Source organism: Methylophaga sp. OBS1 (assembly GCF_026319365.1).
This window is the reverse complement of record NZ_JAPDMS010000002.1, coordinates 457911-473803: the sequence shown is the minus strand read 5'-3', so window position 1 is coordinate 473803 and position 15893 is coordinate 457911. Positions and strand designations below refer to the sequence as shown.

At 52.5% G+C, this 15893-nt stretch carries 17 protein-coding genes; 1 reads left to right on the top strand and 16 read right to left on the bottom strand.

Annotation, left to right across the window (positions count from 1 at the left end):
• Positions 1-18 precede the first annotated feature (18 nt).
• From OMQ46_RS09000 to miaB, 9 genes are all read right to left on the bottom strand, one after another.
• On the bottom strand, positions 19-1512 hold the full coding sequence (locus OMQ46_RS09000) for a M48 family metalloprotease (protein ID WP_266236421.1): 1494 nt from the start codon (positions 1510-1512) through the stop codon (positions 19-21).
• Between the two features lie 32 nt (positions 1513-1544).
• The gene (rpmE, locus tag OMQ46_RS08995) at positions 1545-1745 is read right to left on the bottom strand and encodes a 50S ribosomal protein L31 (protein WP_266236420.1); all 201 of its coding nucleotides are present in this window, start codon (positions 1743-1745) and stop codon (positions 1545-1547) included.
• Positions 1746-1863: 118 nt separating this feature from the next.
• On the bottom strand, positions 1864-2442 hold the full coding sequence (locus OMQ46_RS08990; RefSeq protein ID WP_266236419.1) for a class I SAM-dependent methyltransferase: 579 nt from the start codon (positions 2440-2442) through the stop codon (positions 1864-1866).
• Positions 2442-3893, bottom strand: coding sequence for a TrkH family potassium uptake protein (locus OMQ46_RS08985; RefSeq protein WP_266236418.1), 1452 nt, complete (start codon positions 3891-3893; stop codon positions 2442-2444). Before OMQ46_RS08985 ends, OMQ46_RS08990 begins: the two co-directional genes overlap by 1 nt.
• 9 nt (positions 3894-3902) lie before the next feature.
• Positions 3903-5381, bottom strand: coding sequence for an apolipoprotein N-acyltransferase (lnt, locus tag OMQ46_RS08980; protein ID WP_266236417.1), 1479 nt, complete (start codon positions 5379-5381; stop codon positions 3903-3905).
• A gap of 19 nt (positions 5382-5400) precedes the next feature.
• Complete coding sequence (locus OMQ46_RS08975; RefSeq protein WP_266236416.1) at positions 5401-6258, bottom strand: HlyC/CorC family transporter; 858 nt, start codon at positions 6256-6258, stop codon at positions 5401-5403.
• Positions 6255-6722 carry an rRNA maturation RNase YbeY gene (ybeY, locus tag OMQ46_RS08970; protein ID WP_266236415.1) on the bottom strand — a complete coding sequence of 156 codons (468 nt, stop codon included), beginning with the start codon at positions 6720-6722 and terminating at the stop codon, positions 6255-6257. Before ybeY ends, OMQ46_RS08975 begins: the two co-directional genes overlap by 4 nt.
• Positions 6719-7591, bottom strand: a complete 873-nt coding sequence (locus OMQ46_RS08965; protein WP_416234839.1) for a PhoH family protein — start codon at positions 7589-7591, stop codon at positions 6719-6721. The genes ybeY and OMQ46_RS08965 overlap by 4 nt, the downstream gene beginning before the upstream one ends.
• A 122-nt stretch (positions 7592-7713) precedes the next feature.
• Positions 7714-9054, bottom strand: coding sequence for a tRNA (N6-isopentenyl adenosine(37)-C2)-methylthiotransferase MiaB (gene miaB / locus OMQ46_RS08960; RefSeq protein WP_266236413.1), 1341 nt, complete (start codon positions 9052-9054; stop codon positions 7714-7716).
• A gap of 125 nt (positions 9055-9179) precedes the next feature.
• Between miaB and radC the strand changes: the two genes are divergently transcribed.
• Positions 9180-9854 carry a RadC family protein gene (gene radC, locus OMQ46_RS08955; protein ID WP_266236412.1) on the top strand — a complete coding sequence of 225 codons (675 nt, stop codon included), beginning with the start codon at positions 9180-9182 and terminating at the stop codon, positions 9852-9854.
• On the opposite strand, the gene OMQ46_RS08950 is transcribed toward radC, so the two are convergent.
• The 7 genes from OMQ46_RS08950 to OMQ46_RS08920 all read right to left on the bottom strand — a co-directional run bounded on the left by OMQ46_RS08950 (position 9849) and on the right by OMQ46_RS08920 (position 15858).
• Positions 9849-11417, bottom strand: a complete 1569-nt coding sequence (locus tag OMQ46_RS08950) for a PepSY-associated TM helix domain-containing protein (RefSeq protein WP_266236411.1) — start codon at positions 11415-11417, stop codon at positions 9849-9851. The genes radC and OMQ46_RS08950 overlap by 6 nt on opposite strands.
• A 246-nt stretch (positions 11418-11663) precedes the next feature.
• A complete protein-coding gene (locus OMQ46_RS08945) occupies positions 11664-11999 on the bottom strand; it encodes a hypothetical protein (protein ID WP_266236410.1) in 336 nt (111 codons plus the stop codon).
• Between the two features lie 10 nt (positions 12000-12009).
• Entirely contained in the window at positions 12010-12750 is a 741-nt protein-coding gene (locus tag OMQ46_RS08940) for a cytochrome b/b6 domain-containing protein (protein WP_266236409.1), read from the bottom strand.
• Between the two features lie 14 nt (positions 12751-12764).
• Positions 12765-13190: a bacteriohemerythrin gene (locus tag OMQ46_RS08935; protein ID WP_266236408.1), complete on the bottom strand. Its 426-nt coding sequence runs from the start codon at positions 13188-13190 to the stop codon at positions 12765-12767.
• Between the two features lie 34 nt (positions 13191-13224).
• The gene (locus tag OMQ46_RS08930; protein ID WP_266236407.1) at positions 13225-14076 is read right to left on the bottom strand and encodes a thymidylate synthase; all 852 of its coding nucleotides are present in this window, start codon (positions 14074-14076) and stop codon (positions 13225-13227) included.
• A gap of 69 nt (positions 14077-14145) precedes the next feature.
• The gene (locus OMQ46_RS08925) at positions 14146-15087 is read right to left on the bottom strand and encodes a sigma 54-interacting transcriptional regulator (RefSeq protein ID WP_266236406.1); all 942 of its coding nucleotides are present in this window, start codon (positions 15085-15087) and stop codon (positions 14146-14148) included.
• Between the two features lie 3 nt (positions 15088-15090).
• Positions 15091-15858, bottom strand: a complete 768-nt coding sequence (locus OMQ46_RS08920; RefSeq protein WP_266236405.1) for a sulfite exporter TauE/SafE family protein — start codon at positions 15856-15858, stop codon at positions 15091-15093.
• Positions 15859-15893: the final 35 nt, after the last annotated feature.

The following is a 15893-nucleotide window of genomic DNA, read 5'->3' as shown; positions in this document are numbered from 1 at the left end:
TGTCATGCTCACGAGTGCTTAGCGAACTCGCTTGGCTAACTGACCATGCTGTAACTCCCCGCTCGGGTAGTCATCATTAAGCAGGCGAAGTTGCTGCATGGGGCTGTTGCTAATGCGTGAATGAGCCGCCCACTGCGTATAGCTGTCACCGCTATCTACTCTGACGACCTGAATTTTCAGCTCACGGGCCTTATCGAACTCATCTTCTCTGAGCGTATGCAGGCTGTTAATGGTGGACAGGAAACGGCCATCATAGTCGTTAAATTGACGGCTATTTTCAGTGGTAGCGAAAAAGATAAAGGCCTGATCGCGGAGATAGACGACGCCGATTCGCAACGGTTTATTCTGTTGAACAGTAATCCCGGTATAGCCCTCCAGACCGTGGCTGCCGATGGCCTGACCAGACCGTAAATCACTGACTTTGAGCCGTTGCTGGATAAACTGCTTAGGTGTGAGTTTACGATTGATATCGGTCGCGCCCATTTCCATAAACGCCTTACCTTCAGGCGCAATCGCCTGCAGACTATCCGGATTATTGTTGATATGCCAGCCTTCTGGAAAGGCCAGTGCAAAACGCATAGGCAGATGGTAAAACTCATTGTCCGAGCGTATACCCTGCGCTTCACTGTCACCGAAGGTCATGCCATCGATTTGCTGCAGGTAAGCTTCCCGGTTCACCTTCCCACCGCGAGCATCGATATATTGATCTGCCTCAGCCACGACCTGTTGCAGACGGGTATCGTTGTCCGGGTGGCTGGCAAACAGGCCGTGGTAACCCTGTGGCTCACGGCCCTGTTTCCGGGCTTCAGACTCAGCAAAAGTCTGCTGGTTTTTGAGTACGCTGATGACATCGATCATCGCATCGGGTGTATACCCGGCTTTGGCCAGATACTCAGCACCAAGACGATCCGACTCCAGCTCATGCTCGCGGCCATAACCACTGAGCAGCGCGCCGCCAAGAATATTGAAGACATTCTGGGATGCGGCACCACGCAGTTCCGGTAACAGGATGGCACCCAGCGTGTACCCCAGATTCGCAGCCTGGGCGGCGCTTTGCTGACGCACACCATGACGGGCAGTAACGTGACCTATCTCGTGGCCCAGCACAGCAGCCAGTTCTGCTTCAGAATTCAGGTAAGCCATCAGGCCGCGGGTGATATAGATATAACCACCAGGCAAGGCGAAAGCGTTGATGACCGGAGAGTCGAGTACGGTAAAACGGTAGACCAGATCATCGCGGTGACTGACCGCCGCCATTCTTTCACCAACAGACTGTACATAAGCCTGCAGTGCCTCATCCTCGTAACGCCCGTATTCAGCCATGATTTTGGGGTGATAGCTCCGCCCCATTTCCAGTTCAGTATCTTCACCGAACATAACGAAATCCTGTTCGCCGGTGACCGGATTAACAGCACAACCTGACAGGGCCAGAAACAACAAAGCCCCCACCAGCAGGCAGAGGCTCCGTATTCTGTCGTGTGTTGTACTGACTCGTACTGACACTAGATTCATGATCAAACCAATAAGTTTGATTCCGACAGAGATTATTTACCGTATTTCTGACGGAATTTGTCTACACGACCAGCCGTATCCAGCATTTTCTGTTTGCCGGTGTAGAACGGGTGGCATTCCGAACACACATCCAGAGTCAAGTCTGAAGTGCGTGTTGAGCGAGTTTTAAAGGTGTTACCACAGCTGCAGGTAACATTAATCTCGGTGTATTCTGGATGGATATCCGCTTTCATATCTGTACTCGTTAATGTGTGTTAGCTAAAAATCTCGCTCAAATCATCTAAGACGAGCTTCTGAACCGCGTTATTCTATAGATCATCCTGCCATCAGGCAAGTCTGATTGAGCGGATTTCAGCCTGGCTTTTGCGCAACCAGCATGGCCTGGTCTCGCCATCCCTGATTGAGATCTCCTAACAGCGACTCCTCCCGATACACCCTTAGTTTCAGACCCGCGAATAATGTCAGGAGTTCATTATCGGCTAACAGATAATCCGGGTTTGAGGGGCCGCGCTGATAAACCTTGTTCTGACAATAAGTCTGATAAAACACCAGGCCGCCCGGTCTTAACGCGGCGGTCAGTGCCGGAATCAGTTCCCTGCTGAGAAAATGACTGACGACCAGTACATCCAGGCTGTCTGGTTGGGGCACCTTGTGTTCAACATCGACGACTTGAACGCTGATTGACAAGCCACGCTCGGCGGCAATCGCTGACAATTTGTCGATCGCCACCGGTGAAATATCCCAACTCAATACATCCAGGCCGGCCTCTGCCATAAGCAGGCTGTTGGCGCCGAGACCGCAAGCCAGATCCATCGCCACACCTGAAGCTGGCAGTAAATGTCGATTTTGCTGCAATACCTCGGCCGCCTGTAAAGCGGGTGCCTCACGGTCGTGATAAATGCGATCCCATTTATCTCTGATGGTTGTCATCAGCGACGCCAGAATGCGGGGGTCAGCACGACCAGCAGGGTAAAGATTTCCAGTCGGCCCAGTAGCATCGCCATGCACAGCACCCATTTCGATGGTGCATTGATATCACCGAAATTGGCACCGACATCACCCAGACCCGGCCCCAAATTATTCAGACAGGCGGTCACTGCCGAGAAGGAAGTCACCACATCCAGCCCGGTCGACATCAAAAATAAATGCATGATGCTGAAACAGAATACGTACATCGCAAAAAAGCCCCACACTGCCCCCACCACCTTGGCTGGCAGCGCTTTACCGTTGACCTTGATCGCAAACACTGCGTTGGGATGAATCAGACGTAATACTTCACGATAGCCTTGTTTAAACAGCAGCATAATGCGAATGACCTTGATACCGCCACCGGTGGAAAACGCACAGCCGCCGATGTAACTTGCCATCAGCAGCAGGATTGGCAAAAAGCCCGGCCACAAATAATAGTCGGTGGTAGTAAAGCCTGCCGTGGTACCGATCGATACTGTCTGGAACACACCCTGATGGACCGCCGTCCATAAATCATCAAAAGTGCCGCTGAAGTAGAGGTAGCTCGAGGTCACCACCGAAATCACAGCCAGAATCGCAAGATAGGTACGAAGCTCCGAATCTTTCCAGTAATGCTTGATACTGCGATGTCGCCAGGCCAGAAAGTGCAGCGAGAAGTTCATACCTGAGATCAGCATGAAAGCGACCGTAATCATCTCAATCGTTGCGCTGTTGAAAAAGCCCATGCTGGCATCGTGCGTGGAAAAGCCGCCAATCGCGACGGTGGAAAAACTGTGCCCAATCGCATCAAACCAGCTCATGCCGGCCCAGCGGAAAGCCAGTGCGCAGGCAATGGTCAGCGACAGGTAGATGTACCAGAGCGCCTTGGCCGTTTCCGTGATCCGCGGCGTCAGCTTGGCATCTTTCATGGGGCCCGGCGTTTCAGCACGGTAGAGCTGCATGCCCCCGACGCCCAACAGAGGCAGAATCGCGACAGCAAGTACCACGATACCCATCCCGCCCAGCCACTGCAGAAACTGGCGGTAGAACAATACCGCTTTGGGCAGGGTATCAAGCCCTGTCAGCACTGTCGCTCCGGTGGTGGTCAGGCCCGACATCGACTCAAAGACCGCATCGGTAAATGACATTTTGGGCACTTCGGTCAGGAAGAATGGCAACGACCCGGACAGACCCAGCGCAATCCAGAACATCACCACAACAATAAAGCCATCACGGATTTTAAGTTCTTTACGGTGGTTACGCGCCGGCAACCAGAAACACAGACCAATGGTGAGCAGCATGATAAAAGCCGACAGGAAGGCTTGCATCGCTCCGTCCCCGTAATACCAGGACACCAATACCGGTGGCAGCATGGTCATGCTGAACAGAGACAGCAGGATCCCAAGAATGCGCTGAATAGTCAGAAATTGCATCGATTCGCTTTAGTCGGAATTTTTGTGACGATAATACGCCCACAATGACAACATCAACAATGACATGAGCCAGATTGGCCAGCGTTGCAGACTGACATAAGGTGTTTTCCCCTGTCTGGGCTGTACAGCCTGAGTCAATGTCGCCTGTTCAAACTGTGGGGTCTGGGCTTCAATCTCACCTTTGAAATTAACAAAGGCGGAAATGCCGTTGGTAGTCGCACGAACTAAAGGTCGGCCGGTCTCCAGCGCACGGCTGCGCGAAATCTGCAGGTGCTGGTGTGGTGCAAAGGAATCGCCGTACCAGGCATTATTGGTCGCATTCACCAACAGCGTGGCTTCCGGCACGGTCTGCAATACTTCCGTCGAGAACACATCCTCGTAGCAAATCGAGACACCGACTTTATGCCCGGCCGCTTGCAGCAATGGCTGTTTTTCCGGTCCCGGCACAAAGGCTGACATCGGCAGATCAAAGAAGGCGATCAGCCCGCGCAGCCACTCAAACGGCACATAATCGCCGAACGGCACCAGATGCCGCTTGTGATAGAAATCCTGCTCACTGCCCACTGACATCATACTGTTGTAATAACGAATCTTATCGTCATCACTGACCGGTAATCCCAACAGAATATCGGTCTGATGCTGCCGAGCTTCTTCGGCCAGCGGCTTGAGGTAAAAGTCTTCCAACTGATGGTAAAACGCCGGCAGGGCATTTTCCGGCCACACCACCAGGTCTGCATCCCAGTGCTGCTGGGTCAGAGTTTGATAGAGCACCAGCGTATTCACCAGTTGCTCCGGCTCCCATTTGATTTGCTGGGGAATATTGCCCTGGATAATGGCGGTGTCTATGGGCTCACCCAGCGGCTGTGTCCAGTTAATGTTTTTGAGAAATGGACCGGCTGACCAGAGTACGACCACTGGTAACAGCCATAACCATTGCCGTTGCCTAAACACCACCAGCAGCGCGCCGGCGGTCATCGCCAGTAACAGCGAGGCCCCACTGATACCGATGAGGGGGACATAGCCTGCCAGCGGCCCTTCAACCTGACTGACACCGGCTTCCAGCCAGGGAAACCCACTCAGGAACCAGCCTTTAAAAAGCTCAAAAACCAGCCAGCCGACAGGTAACAGTAACAGGGAATCTGATGCGGAAAAGGTGCCCGGACTGAGCTTTTTAAGCAGATAGCCCAACACAGCAAGATACAGCGACAGAAAAGCCACAAAAAGAAAAGTTAAAAGGCCTGCCAGAATCAGTCCGGACTGGCCAAAAACATGAATGGCGACAAAGATCCAGGAGACGCCCACACCGAACATGCCCAACCCAAACAGCCAGCCACGCCAGGCGGCCTGTTTGGCAGTGACCCCATCCCAGCTCAGGAACAGGAGCAGCAGACTGAGCAATGCCAGCGGATACAGAAAAAACGGCGCAAATGCCAACGGCATCAGGGCACCGGCGAGTAATGCCAACAGATTTCCTTTCCAGCCCTGCATGCTCAAACAGTTCCCCGTCTTATTCGGTTTCTGATTCGGTCTCTGGCTCTTCCGGCAGTATTTCCATCTTCATCAGATAAAGCCGACGGTTATCCGCCCGTAATACTGTGAACTGGAAAGAGCCGATAGTGATTTGTTCGCCGCGCTGTGGCAGATGGCCGAACTGGTTCATCACATAGCCGCCCACCGTATCGAAATCATCGTCACTCCACTGTGTATCAAAGTGCTCGTTGAATTCATCCACTGGTGTCAGCGCCTTGATGGTGTAGGTGTTTTCATTACGCTGCAGAATCGGTGTGTCATCATCAAAATCGTGCTCGTCTTCGATTTCACCGACAATCTGCTCCAACACGTTTTCAATCGTGACGATCCCGGCAACACCCCCATATTCGTCGACCACAATGGCCATATGATTACGGCGGGCGCGAAATTCACGCAGCAGCACGTTGAGACGCTTGCTTTCCGGAATAAAGACGGCCGGACGCAGCAGTTCACGCAGATCAAATTTGAAATCGCCACTACTGACCACGGCTGACAGCAGGTCTTTCGCCAGCAGAATACCAATCACGTCATCACGGTCATCATCGATCACCGGAAACCGCGAATGAGCGGTTTCAGTGACCAGTTTGAGCGTTTCTTCAGCGGGCGCATCGCGTGAAACCATGACCACCTGCGAGCGCGGGATCATGATGTCACGGGCCTGCATCTGCGAGACGCTGAGCGCGCCTTCAACAATAGATAAAGCTTCGGAATCGAGAATGTGGCGCTCGGAGGCGGAGCGGATCAGCTCGATCAATTGTTCCTGATCCTGAGGCTCCAGGAACAGGTTGCTTAATTTACGTACCCAGGACTGACTACTCGGTCGACCTTCACTCATGCGTGTTGTTCTCCCTGCCATGTATAGGGATTGATAATATTCAAGGTGTTTAAAATCTCAATTTCCAGCGCTTCCATGTGTTCGGCTTCCTCATCTTCAATATGGTCATAGCCCAACAGATGCAGACAGCCATGCACGACCATATGTGCCCAGTGGTCATTGACGGCCTTGTCTTGTTCTACCGCTTCTTTTTCCACCACCGGAGCACAGATCACCAGATCGCCGAGCAGTCTCGGATCCAGTTCTACAGGGGCCTCAAACGGGAAGGACAGCACATTGGTCGGGCCGTTTTTGCCACGATATTGCTGGTTCAGCTCCGCACTTTCCACTTCATCAACCAGACGAATACTGAGCTCACAATCCTGTTCGACTTCAGTCAATGCAGATTCAGCCCAGCGCTGGAATGCCTCTGCAGTGGGTATCTCAACCTCAGTCGCGGTTTGCAGATCCACCAGCACGGTCATGAGGGGCGATCCGCCTTGTCATAAGCCATGATGATTTTCTGGACCAGTTGATGACGCACCACATCCTTGGCCTGGAAGAAGGTAAAGCCAATACCGTCGACATCCTTCAAGACTTCAATCGCATGGCGCAGGCCGGATTTCTGATTGCCGGGCAGGTCAATCTGGGTAATGTCACCGGTAATGACCGCAGTGGAGTTATAGCCCATTCGGGTCAGGAACATCTTCATCTGCTCAATGGTAGTGTTCTGTGCTTCATCGAGAATAATAAAGGATTCATTCAGCGTGCGACCGCGCATGTAGGCAAGCGGCGCCACTTCAATGACGTTACGTTCCATCAGCTTGGCAACCCTTTCAAAGCCCAGCATTTCATACAAGGCATCAAACAAGGGCCGCAGATAGGGGTCGACTTTCTGTGCCAGATCCCCAGGCAGAAAGCCCAGTCGCTCACCTGCTTCCACTGCCGGTCTCACCAGCACGATACGACGGGCGAAATCGCGCTCCAGCGCTTCCACCGCGCAGGCGACGGCCAGGTAGGTTTTACCGGTACCGGCCGGACCGACACCAAAGTTGATGTCGTGGGTCATGATCCGGCGCAGATAGGCCTGCTGATTATCACCACGCGCCTTGATCAGGCCGCGTTTGGTTTTGATGATGACTTCTTTATCCGGCGCCGTGGCTGAGGAGGTATCCTCGCCGCCACTGTTACGGATCGCCAGATGAATCTGTTCCGGCATCAGTACATGCTGCGCCGTATCGGCATACAAATCATGAATGACGGTTTGCACCAGCAGCAGGACATCAGCCGGGCCGATGACCTGAAACTTAATCCCGCGATTATTGATCTCGACACCAAAGCCACGTTCGAGCATTCTGATGTGCTCATCCATATGGCCGCAAAGGTTGGCAAGACGGGGATTATCGGCGGGACTCAGTTCGAAGCTGACGCTATCGAGCGTATGAGTAGAGTTGGTCACAATGGAATTCCAAATGCTTATGCAGTCACGCTATCAGTTAGCAATTCACCACGCAAGGAGTTGCTGTGTGCCTCATTGATACGGACATCGACAAACTGTCCGACGAGGGAAGGATCGCCCGGGAAATTCACCACTCGGTTATTCTCGGTGCGGCCGGCCATATCACCGCCGCCACGATGGGCTTCACGTTCCACCAGAATTTTCTGGATGGTGCCGACCATGGAACGGGCATGCATGTCTTCCAGTTCACGCAGGCGGTCCTGCATGATCTGCAGACGTTCCTTTTTCACATCCTCGGGTACCGAATCGTGAAAAGCCGCTGCCGGCGTGCCGGGACGGGCGCTATAAATAAAGCTGAAAGAGTGATCGAATTCAACTTCGTTAATCAGGTCCATGGTGGCCTTGAAGTCTTCCTCGGTCTCATTGGGGAAGCCGACAATAAAGTCACTCGACATGCTGATGTCCGGACGAATTGCCTTAATCCGCTGGATTTTCTCCAGGTACTCTTTGGCGGTATGACCACGCTTCATCATGGTCAGAATGCGATCAGAACCCGACTGAACCGGCAGATGCAGATGATTGACCAGTTCCGGCACTTCAGCAAAAGCTTCAATCAGGCTGTCGGAAAACTCGACCGGATGCGAGGTGGTAAAGCGGATCCGCTCAATACCCTCAACCGCGGCGACATAATGAATCAATAGCGCCAGATCGGCGGTTTCCTCGCCTTCGATAATGCCCTGATAGGCATTGACGTTCTGGCCCAGCAAATTGATTTCGCACACGCCCTGCGCTGCCAGTTGGCGAATTTCACGCAGGATCGGGCCGACCGGACGGCTAACTTCCTCACCGCGGGTATAGGGCACGACACAGAAAGTACAGTACTTGCTGCAACCTTCCATCACCGACACAAAGGCAGTGGGACCATCGGCACGTGGCGCTGGCAGATTGTCGAACTTCTCGATTTCCGGGAAAGAGATATCAATGCTGGGCTTGCGGCTGATTTTGACCTCTTCCAGCATCGCCGGTAAGCGATGCAGGGTTTGCGGGCCGAAGATCAGGTCTACATACGGCGCACGCTGACGAATCGCCTCACCTTCCTGACTGGCGACGCAGCCACCGACCCCAATCACCAGATTGGGCTTTTTATCTTTCCAGCGCTTCCAGCGACCCAGTTGATGGAACACCTTTTCCTGCGCTTTTTCCCGAATCGAGCAGGTATTGAGCAGCAGCACATCAGCCTCTTCGGCGATGTCGGTCGGTTCCAGTTGGTGCGACGCCGCGAGCACCTCGGCCATCTTGTTCGAGTCGTACTCGTTCATCTGACAGCCGAAAGTTCGGATATAGAGTTTGCCAGCCATAAAATCGCTTACAGTCAAAGGGCGCACAGGATACTATTTTTCAGCCTTTTAGTATAGACAAGTGTTTGTTTTTACTAACAACAGCAAATATAGTGTTAAGCAATTGAATGACAAGGAAGTGAATCATGGCAATCAAGGATTGGCCTGCCGATGATCGCCCGCGTGAAAAGCTGCTCAGAGCCGGCGCGCCCAGCCTGTCGGATGCAGAGCTGCTGGCGATCTTTCTGCGCACCGGGGTCAGTGGTTTGTCCGCTGTCGATCTGGCAAGGCAATTACTGTCGGAGTTCGGTAGCCTGCGGGCTTTGCTGGAAGCCGATAAAAGCCGCTTCTGTCAGGGCCACGGCCTAGGCGAAGCCAAGTTTGTGCAATTACAGGCCGTCCTCGAAATGGGCCGGCGCCATCTGGAATCGACCTTAAGCCGCGGTGATGCTTTCACCGACTGCGCCACCACCCAGCTTTATCTGAAGCAGCGGCTGCGCCCCTATCCGTTTGAAGTGTTTGCCTGCCTGTATCTTGATAACCAGCACCGGCTTCTGCATTTTGAGGAACTGTTTCGCGGCACCATCGACGGGGCCAGCGTCTATCCTCGGGAAGTCGTGAAACAGGCGTTGCAACAAAATGCTGCAGCGGTGATTCTGGCCCACAATCACCCGTCAGGTGTCGCCGAGCCGAGTCAAGCCGATATTCAGATCACAAAGCGTATTCAGTCGGCACTGGGTTTGGTCGATATCCGGGTGTTGGACCACATTATCGTCGGCGATGGTGACACGACCTCACTGGCCCAGCAAGGTCAGTTATAAATGGCTGCTTTGTGCTGTGAGTGTCTGTTTTGCTTTGTGTTTTAACAAATACAATCCGAGTCCGCCCAACAACAGGGCAAACAAAAACAGGCCAATACTGACACCGGCCACCTGATGAAAACCGGTCTGCCAGAGTGACGCAATCACTGCCGCCAGCCAAGTGCTGTCCACCACCACCGTCATCAAAAGCAGCAATGCCGAGAGCACACAACTCCAGCCCAGGTAACATAAATAGCTACGGTTCATGTAGGCCAGTACTATCGACAGCAATAAAGTCATGCCAAAGCCCGTCATCACCCACTCGCCTCGGGCAGCAAGCTCTACAGGTAACACCCGCTCCATGAGAAAAGCCACGGCCGTGGCCGTGATCGACCCCATGGTTCCACCTAATGTCAGTCCGCGCATAATGCCACGAGTTCTGGCATAACCTGGTTGTTTTTGTCGTTTGGTCATCCAGAGTAAATTACCGGCAACAATCATCGTGCATACGCCAATTGCCAGCAGGAAATAAAGCAAACGCAAATCAAGCCCGGCGTAATTCGCCATATGCAAGCTGAACAGCAAATTGACGCCGTCAGTGAACAGGTTATGCTGCTGCGGGTTCATTGCTGTCGGGAAGCTGTCCGAAGACACCCGGTAAAATCGCTCAACGCTTCTGGCAAAGCTGCCGTTTTCCATTCCGGCAAAGCCAATAAGCGCACCTTGATCACCATAGTTCTGCATCGTAATGGTATGCACCGTCGCGTTGGCCTGTGACTCAACCTGTTTTAGCAACTGATCCAAATCGGGCATGGGTTCGGCCCGTTCAACCAGTTCAGGTTGATAGCTGGCAAAGCCCGCATCCTCCATCATTGTCTGCATGTCGCCTTGATACAGGGTGAGCATGGTGGTGACCTGAAAGATGATGCTCAGGTTAAACATAACCCCGGTCACAGCATACATCAGACCATAAGGCAGACTGATCACCCCGATCACGGTATGGATATCATTCATTTGCGATCGGGCAGTACTGTTATGTCGATACAGGAAAAAGTTTTTGACCAGGTTTTTGAGCTGAATCACCACACCGGTCATCACCAGCACTAAAAAGAAAAAGGTCACAATGCCGACAAGATACAAGCCCTGGGGCAGCTTGAGACTGAAGTGCAGTCGATTGAGAAAGTCTGCCAGCTGGAATGGCTCGGACTTTGACAGCGTCTCACCGCTGACCGGATCGACCATCAGATGCACATGATCGGCTTCATGCCCAGAGGTCTCCGGCAACGGCTCGCGCAATGGGATTTCCATCCAAAGATAGGGAGAGTGCTCACCAGGCAGATGCAACGACACGCTGTGACTGGCATCAAAATCATATTGTCCCAGCTTGTCTGCCACCACCTCATTGAGTGGTCGTTGTACCTCACTTTGAGTGAGTGGATAGTGTGGCATTGTGGCCCATCGCTGGACTTCAGGATGAAACAGTGTGATCGCACCGGACCAGAAAATAATAAACAGCGGCACCGAAATAATCAGGCCAACCCAGCCATGGGCTTCAACAGCATGACGGACAGTGCTGGCTTTCATGCAAAGACTCCAAGCATAAATGCACCGTTGATACTCAGCGAGATCAGTAACAACGGACCGCAAAACCACATGAGCCTGCCGATATGACTGGAACAATAAAAGACCGTCATTATCGCGCCCCAGAGCAGAATGCCGCCAACAAAACCGAGCAAGAGGTAGACTTCTCTATGCATTGGCAAAAGGTATGCCGTGTTAAGCATCAGACTGAGACTAAGAAACAGGCTGACAAAAAATCCCAGCAGTGTCTTAAGCCACATGGCTATCTCCCAGCAAAGCCATCAGCAGCATCAACACGGCCAATACCGGGCTTACTACAGAAAAACGGTTGCAATGCGGCATGATAATGGCCAGCAGAATCCAGACCACCATGACCACAACCATCACGATCAACCAGGCCGTCAGCCAGAGATAAATATGACTCAGCATCCATACCGCAAGCAATGTCGCAACAATGAAACTCAGCCAGGCCAGAGGCTTGGGAAGTGGGTGTGGTAATATCCGCTGTGGCTTTGCTGCACAGTAGACCGGCACACAACCCAGCCATGCCAGTTGTAAAGCAAGAATTTCTACGACCAGCAACATCTAGCTATGTTCACTCATCGTCCAGCGGTTTCTCTCTGAACACTTTGCGACCGGTAAACATGGCTGAGATCAGCCCATTACGCTCACGGCATTCAGTGATTATCACACCGAGCAGATGGAAAAAAATCAACGCTGCCAGCACAAAAAAGCCGTATTCATGGATTTCCTTGAATGGTGATCGGAAATCACGCATTGCTTTATAAGCTGCTTGGTTCACACCCACATCAGAGTAGGGTTTCACTTGATCCAGTGTCTCCGGGCTCTCCGCCACCCAGGATTTGAAATAGCTGCCAAAAGGCGGTTTATAAACATCAGTCCCACCCAGTACCAGCCCGGTGACAGCCATCGTAGTCAGCATGACAAACAGGATCGTCACCATCCAGCGCGCCAGCGGATTATGTCCCATAAAGCCGACCTCTTTACCCTGCTTCAGTCTTTCAAAGAAGGCGCGGCGTTGCTGTTTGTACTGCTGTCCCAGCGGCAGAATGGCCGACCAGCGGCTGAAGCGATTGCCGGCAAAGCCCATCACAATCCGCCACAGCAGGTTCAGCACAAACACATAGCCTACATAAACATGCCAGGTTTTCAGTAGAATTTTGCCGTCATCAGTGATGCCCAGCGCTTTACTGTTCATAATCACCAGACCGATCGCCATCAGCGTCAGCACTGCCAGTACATTAATCCAGTGAAACCAGCGGATACTACGATCCCACACTCGGTATGAAGTCAAAGATTCATGTTCTTTTGTCATTGAAAATTCCGATTTTATTTATCAACACGGCAGTATTCTCCACTCCAATTATGTAAAAACGGCGTAATATCCTGATGATGCTTTAGATGTTTTTGCCACCATGTTTTCAGATAACCCAGAACCAGTTCCGGACTTTTTTCTACTCTGGCTTTTTCACAAACTGATTTGAATTCCTCAATCACCTTGTTCATTTCCTGATCATAGGTCTCTATTTCTGGGTATTCGGTTGAGCGGAGTATGCCTTCCTCTGTTTTGTAATGAAACACCAGAAAACTTATCAAAATCTTAATCGTGGGTAACAAGTCTCTCAGCTCATGACCCTGTTGAATGAAGTAATGCAGGGTGTTGATGGTGGCCAGAACCCCGTGATGCTGCTCATCAATAATCGGTTCACCTTGTGTAAATGAATCCTGCCAGACGATATATAACGGACGTGACATGATTGACTCCTCCTGCTTGTCAGGTTTCAGTCGATTACACCGAGAAGGGATAGGCTATCGGGGGATGATATTCATAGCCTTCGACTTTAAAGTCATCCAGCGTGACCCAGGTCTCCAGATCCTGCAAGGTTTTGATTTCCGGATTGATATGGAGTTTGGGTGAAGGGAAAGGCTCACGCTTTAGCTGCACATCGCGCATCAGCTCCAACTGATCTTCGTAAATATGGGCGTTCACAATCTTATGATAAGCCTTTCCCGGTTTCAGGCCACTGATCTGTGCCATGATTTTAAGCAGGAAAAACACCTGCACCTGATTGAAGTTGAGCCCCAATGGCACATCACAGGAGCGCTGATAGGAAGTCAGGTACAAAGTATCACCCAGCACCGAAAAAGTATGGGTGTGCATGCAGGGACGCAGACACCCCATCTCAAACTCGCCAGGATTATAAAAAGTGAGGATCTCGCCTCGATCATCGATGCCCTGTTTCAGGTGATCGGCAATTTTCTGCAGTTGATCCAGGGTACTACCATCCGGTTTCTGCCAGCGGCGACCCTGCACACCATAAACCCGGCCCATATCATCCTCGCCCTGGCGATGCGGATTATTGAGCCAGTCGTCATTCTCATTGGCGTTAGCGTCCCAGGTTTTACAGCCAATCGCGCGGAAATCCGCCGCATTGTCATAACCTCTCAAATACCCCAACATCTCGGCAATGGCCGCTTTCCAATAGCTTTTGCGGGTGGTAATCAGGGGGAACTGGTTATGGGCGACATCATATTCGAGATCGGCATTGATCACCGTCAGGCAGCGTTTGCCGGTACGTTTATTTTCTACCCACTCACCTTCATCAATGATGCGTTGGCACAGTGCCAGGTACTGTTTCACAGGACTTCCCCAGTTGGTTCAAGATGCTGACGATTTTGGCATCAGCCCCGGCAGCAGACAAGCAGCAGATCAGGAAGAAAGATTGTACTTCTGCATTCGGTAGAGCAGCGTATCGCGGCTGATACCCAATAGGCGTGCAGCCTTGGAACGATTGCCAGCCGCCATTTCCAGCGCCTGCTCAATCAGATCCAGTTCTACCTGCGCCAGATCGATACCACTCGGCGGTAGTTTGAATTGATGCGCCGCGGCGGCATTCTCACCGCGCATTTCCAGCGGCAGTTGTTCCAGCTGAATGACTTGTCCGGGATTGAGCAATGTCATCCGCTGACACAAGTTTTCCAGTTCACGGACATTACCCGGCCATGCATAGCTTAGCAGGCACTGCTCGGCCTCGCGGCTGAGCCTGACCGGCCCGTTGCTGCCAGCAAACTCGCGCAGGTAATGTTTCAGCAATAAAACGATATCTTCTGCCCGAGACCTCAGTGGCGGCAAATCAATTGGCACCACCTGCAAGCGATAATACAGATCAGCCCGAAACTGACCCGATTTGACTTCAGTCGGCAAGTCGGCACTGGTCGCGGCCAGAATTCGCACGTCGGCGACGTGGAGACGATGACTACCCTGCAACTGACATTCACCGGCTTCCAGAAAACGCAGCACCTTGGCTTGTACCGATAAAGGCAAGGCATCGACTTCATCCAGGAAGACCGTCGAGCCCTCGGCAGCCAGCAGTCGGCCACGGAATGTCACCTGCCCCTCGGTATCACAGCGACCAAACAGATCGATTTCCACATCCTCGGTGGGCAGCGCAGCACAATTGATGGTGACCAGTTCCTGATCACGGCGGCGGCTTTGTTCATGCAAGGTCAGGGCAATCAGTTCCTTACCGGTGCCGGTCTCACCACTGATCAGGACACTGGCATCACTCAGGGCAATCATCGGCAAGGTTCGCAGGATATGCGTGATATCCGGGGACTGTCCCAGTATCTGCGGGAGCGTAGTCTGCTTCATGCCCTATTCGTCCTTTGCCAGCTGCGTGACCGGCGCATGAGGATTCTGTGATGAATGATGCTGATGAGCGGCACTGTCTGAATGGTGATCATGCACGCCCTCCAGCGGCCAGAGTAATGTCGCTATTGCCATCAGAATAATCAAGATGCCGGCGACTTGTCTTAATTTTTTAGAACGGGCGAGGGATGACAGCATGCCAGTAAACAGACCCGCGCCCATCACGGCAGGCAAGGTACCGGCACCGAAAGCCAGCATCACTAAACCGCCTTTGACCGGGTCCCCGGCCGTCGCGGCGACAGCGAGAGCGGCATAAACCAGACCACAAGGCAGCCAGCCCCAGACCATACCCAGTAAAAAAGCCTGTGAAAATGATCTTACCGGCAACAGTTTCTGACCAATCGGCTGCAGCAGACGCCATACCGGTGCACCCAGTTTTTCGGTGCGCGCGAATTTGGGAAACCAGCCGGCCAGATACAGGCCCATCGACACCATCACCATTACCGATAAAATCCGCAAAAACCAGTGCGCGTTGATTTGCGTCAGCGGTGAACTGAGCAGGCCAACAAGAACACCGGCCAGCCCGTAACTGAGTATGCGACCGATGTTGTAATTGAATACAAAAGGCAGCATCCGCCGCTGGCTCTCACGCACTTCCGCCGGCAAGCTCAGGGTCAGGGCACCAATCACCGACCCACACATGGCAATACAGTGAACCGTGCTGAAAAGTCCCAGCAGAAAAGCGGTGATGTAGGAACTGATAATGGCGTCCATGGTGAATCCGGCTTTAAGCAAATTCAGGCAAGGTT

Bases quoted from the DNA above. Each gene is read 5' to 3' on its own strand.
- OMQ46_RS09000 (WP_266236421.1), bottom strand. From the start codon at position 1,512: ATGAATCTAGTGTCAGTACGAGTCAGTACAACACACGACAGAATACGG.
- rpmE (WP_266236420.1), bottom strand. From the start codon at position 1,745: ATGAAAGCGGATATCCATCCAGAATACACCGAGATTAATGTTACCTGC.
- OMQ46_RS08990 (WP_266236419.1), bottom strand. From the start codon at position 2,442: ATGACAACCATCAGAGATAAATGGGATCGCATTTATCACGACCGTGAG.
- OMQ46_RS08985 (WP_266236418.1), bottom strand. From the start codon at position 3,893: ATGCAATTTCTGACTATTCAGCGCATTCTTGGGATCCTGCTGTCTCTG.
- lnt (WP_266236417.1), bottom strand. From the start codon at position 5,381: ATGCAGGGCTGGAAAGGAAATCTGTTGGCATTACTCGCCGGTGCCCTG.
- OMQ46_RS08975 (WP_266236416.1), bottom strand. From the start codon at position 6,258: ATGAGTGAAGGTCGACCGAGTAGTCAGTCCTGGGTACGTAAATTAAGC.
- ybeY (WP_266236415.1), bottom strand. From the start codon at position 6,722: ATGACCGTGCTGGTGGATCTGCAAACCGCGACTGAGGTTGAGATACCC.
- OMQ46_RS08965 (WP_416234839.1), bottom strand. From the start codon at position 7,591: ATGCTCGAACGTGGCTTTGGTGTCGAGATCAATAATCGCGGGATTAAG.
- miaB (WP_266236413.1), bottom strand. From the start codon at position 9,054: ATGGCTGGCAAACTCTATATCCGAACTTTCGGCTGTCAGATGAACGAG.
- radC (WP_266236412.1), top strand. From the start codon at position 9,180: ATGGCAATCAAGGATTGGCCTGCCGATGATCGCCCGCGTGAAAAGCTG.
- OMQ46_RS08950 (WP_266236411.1), bottom strand. From the start codon at position 11,417: ATGAAAGCCAGCACTGTCCGTCATGCTGTTGAAGCCCATGGCTGGGTT.
- OMQ46_RS08945 (WP_266236410.1), bottom strand. From the start codon at position 11,999: ATGTTGCTGGTCGTAGAAATTCTTGCTTTACAACTGGCATGGCTGGGT.
- OMQ46_RS08940 (WP_266236409.1), bottom strand. From the start codon at position 12,750: ATGACAAAAGAACATGAATCTTTGACTTCATACCGAGTGTGGGATCGT.
- OMQ46_RS08935 (WP_266236408.1), bottom strand. From the start codon at position 13,190: ATGTCACGTCCGTTATATATCGTCTGGCAGGATTCATTTACACAAGGT.
- OMQ46_RS08925 (WP_266236406.1), bottom strand. From the start codon at position 15,087: ATGAAGCAGACTACGCTCCCGCAGATACTGGGACAGTCCCCGGATATC.
- OMQ46_RS08920 (WP_266236405.1), bottom strand. From the start codon at position 15,858: ATGGACGCCATTATCAGTTCCTACATCACCGCTTTTCTGCTGGGACTT.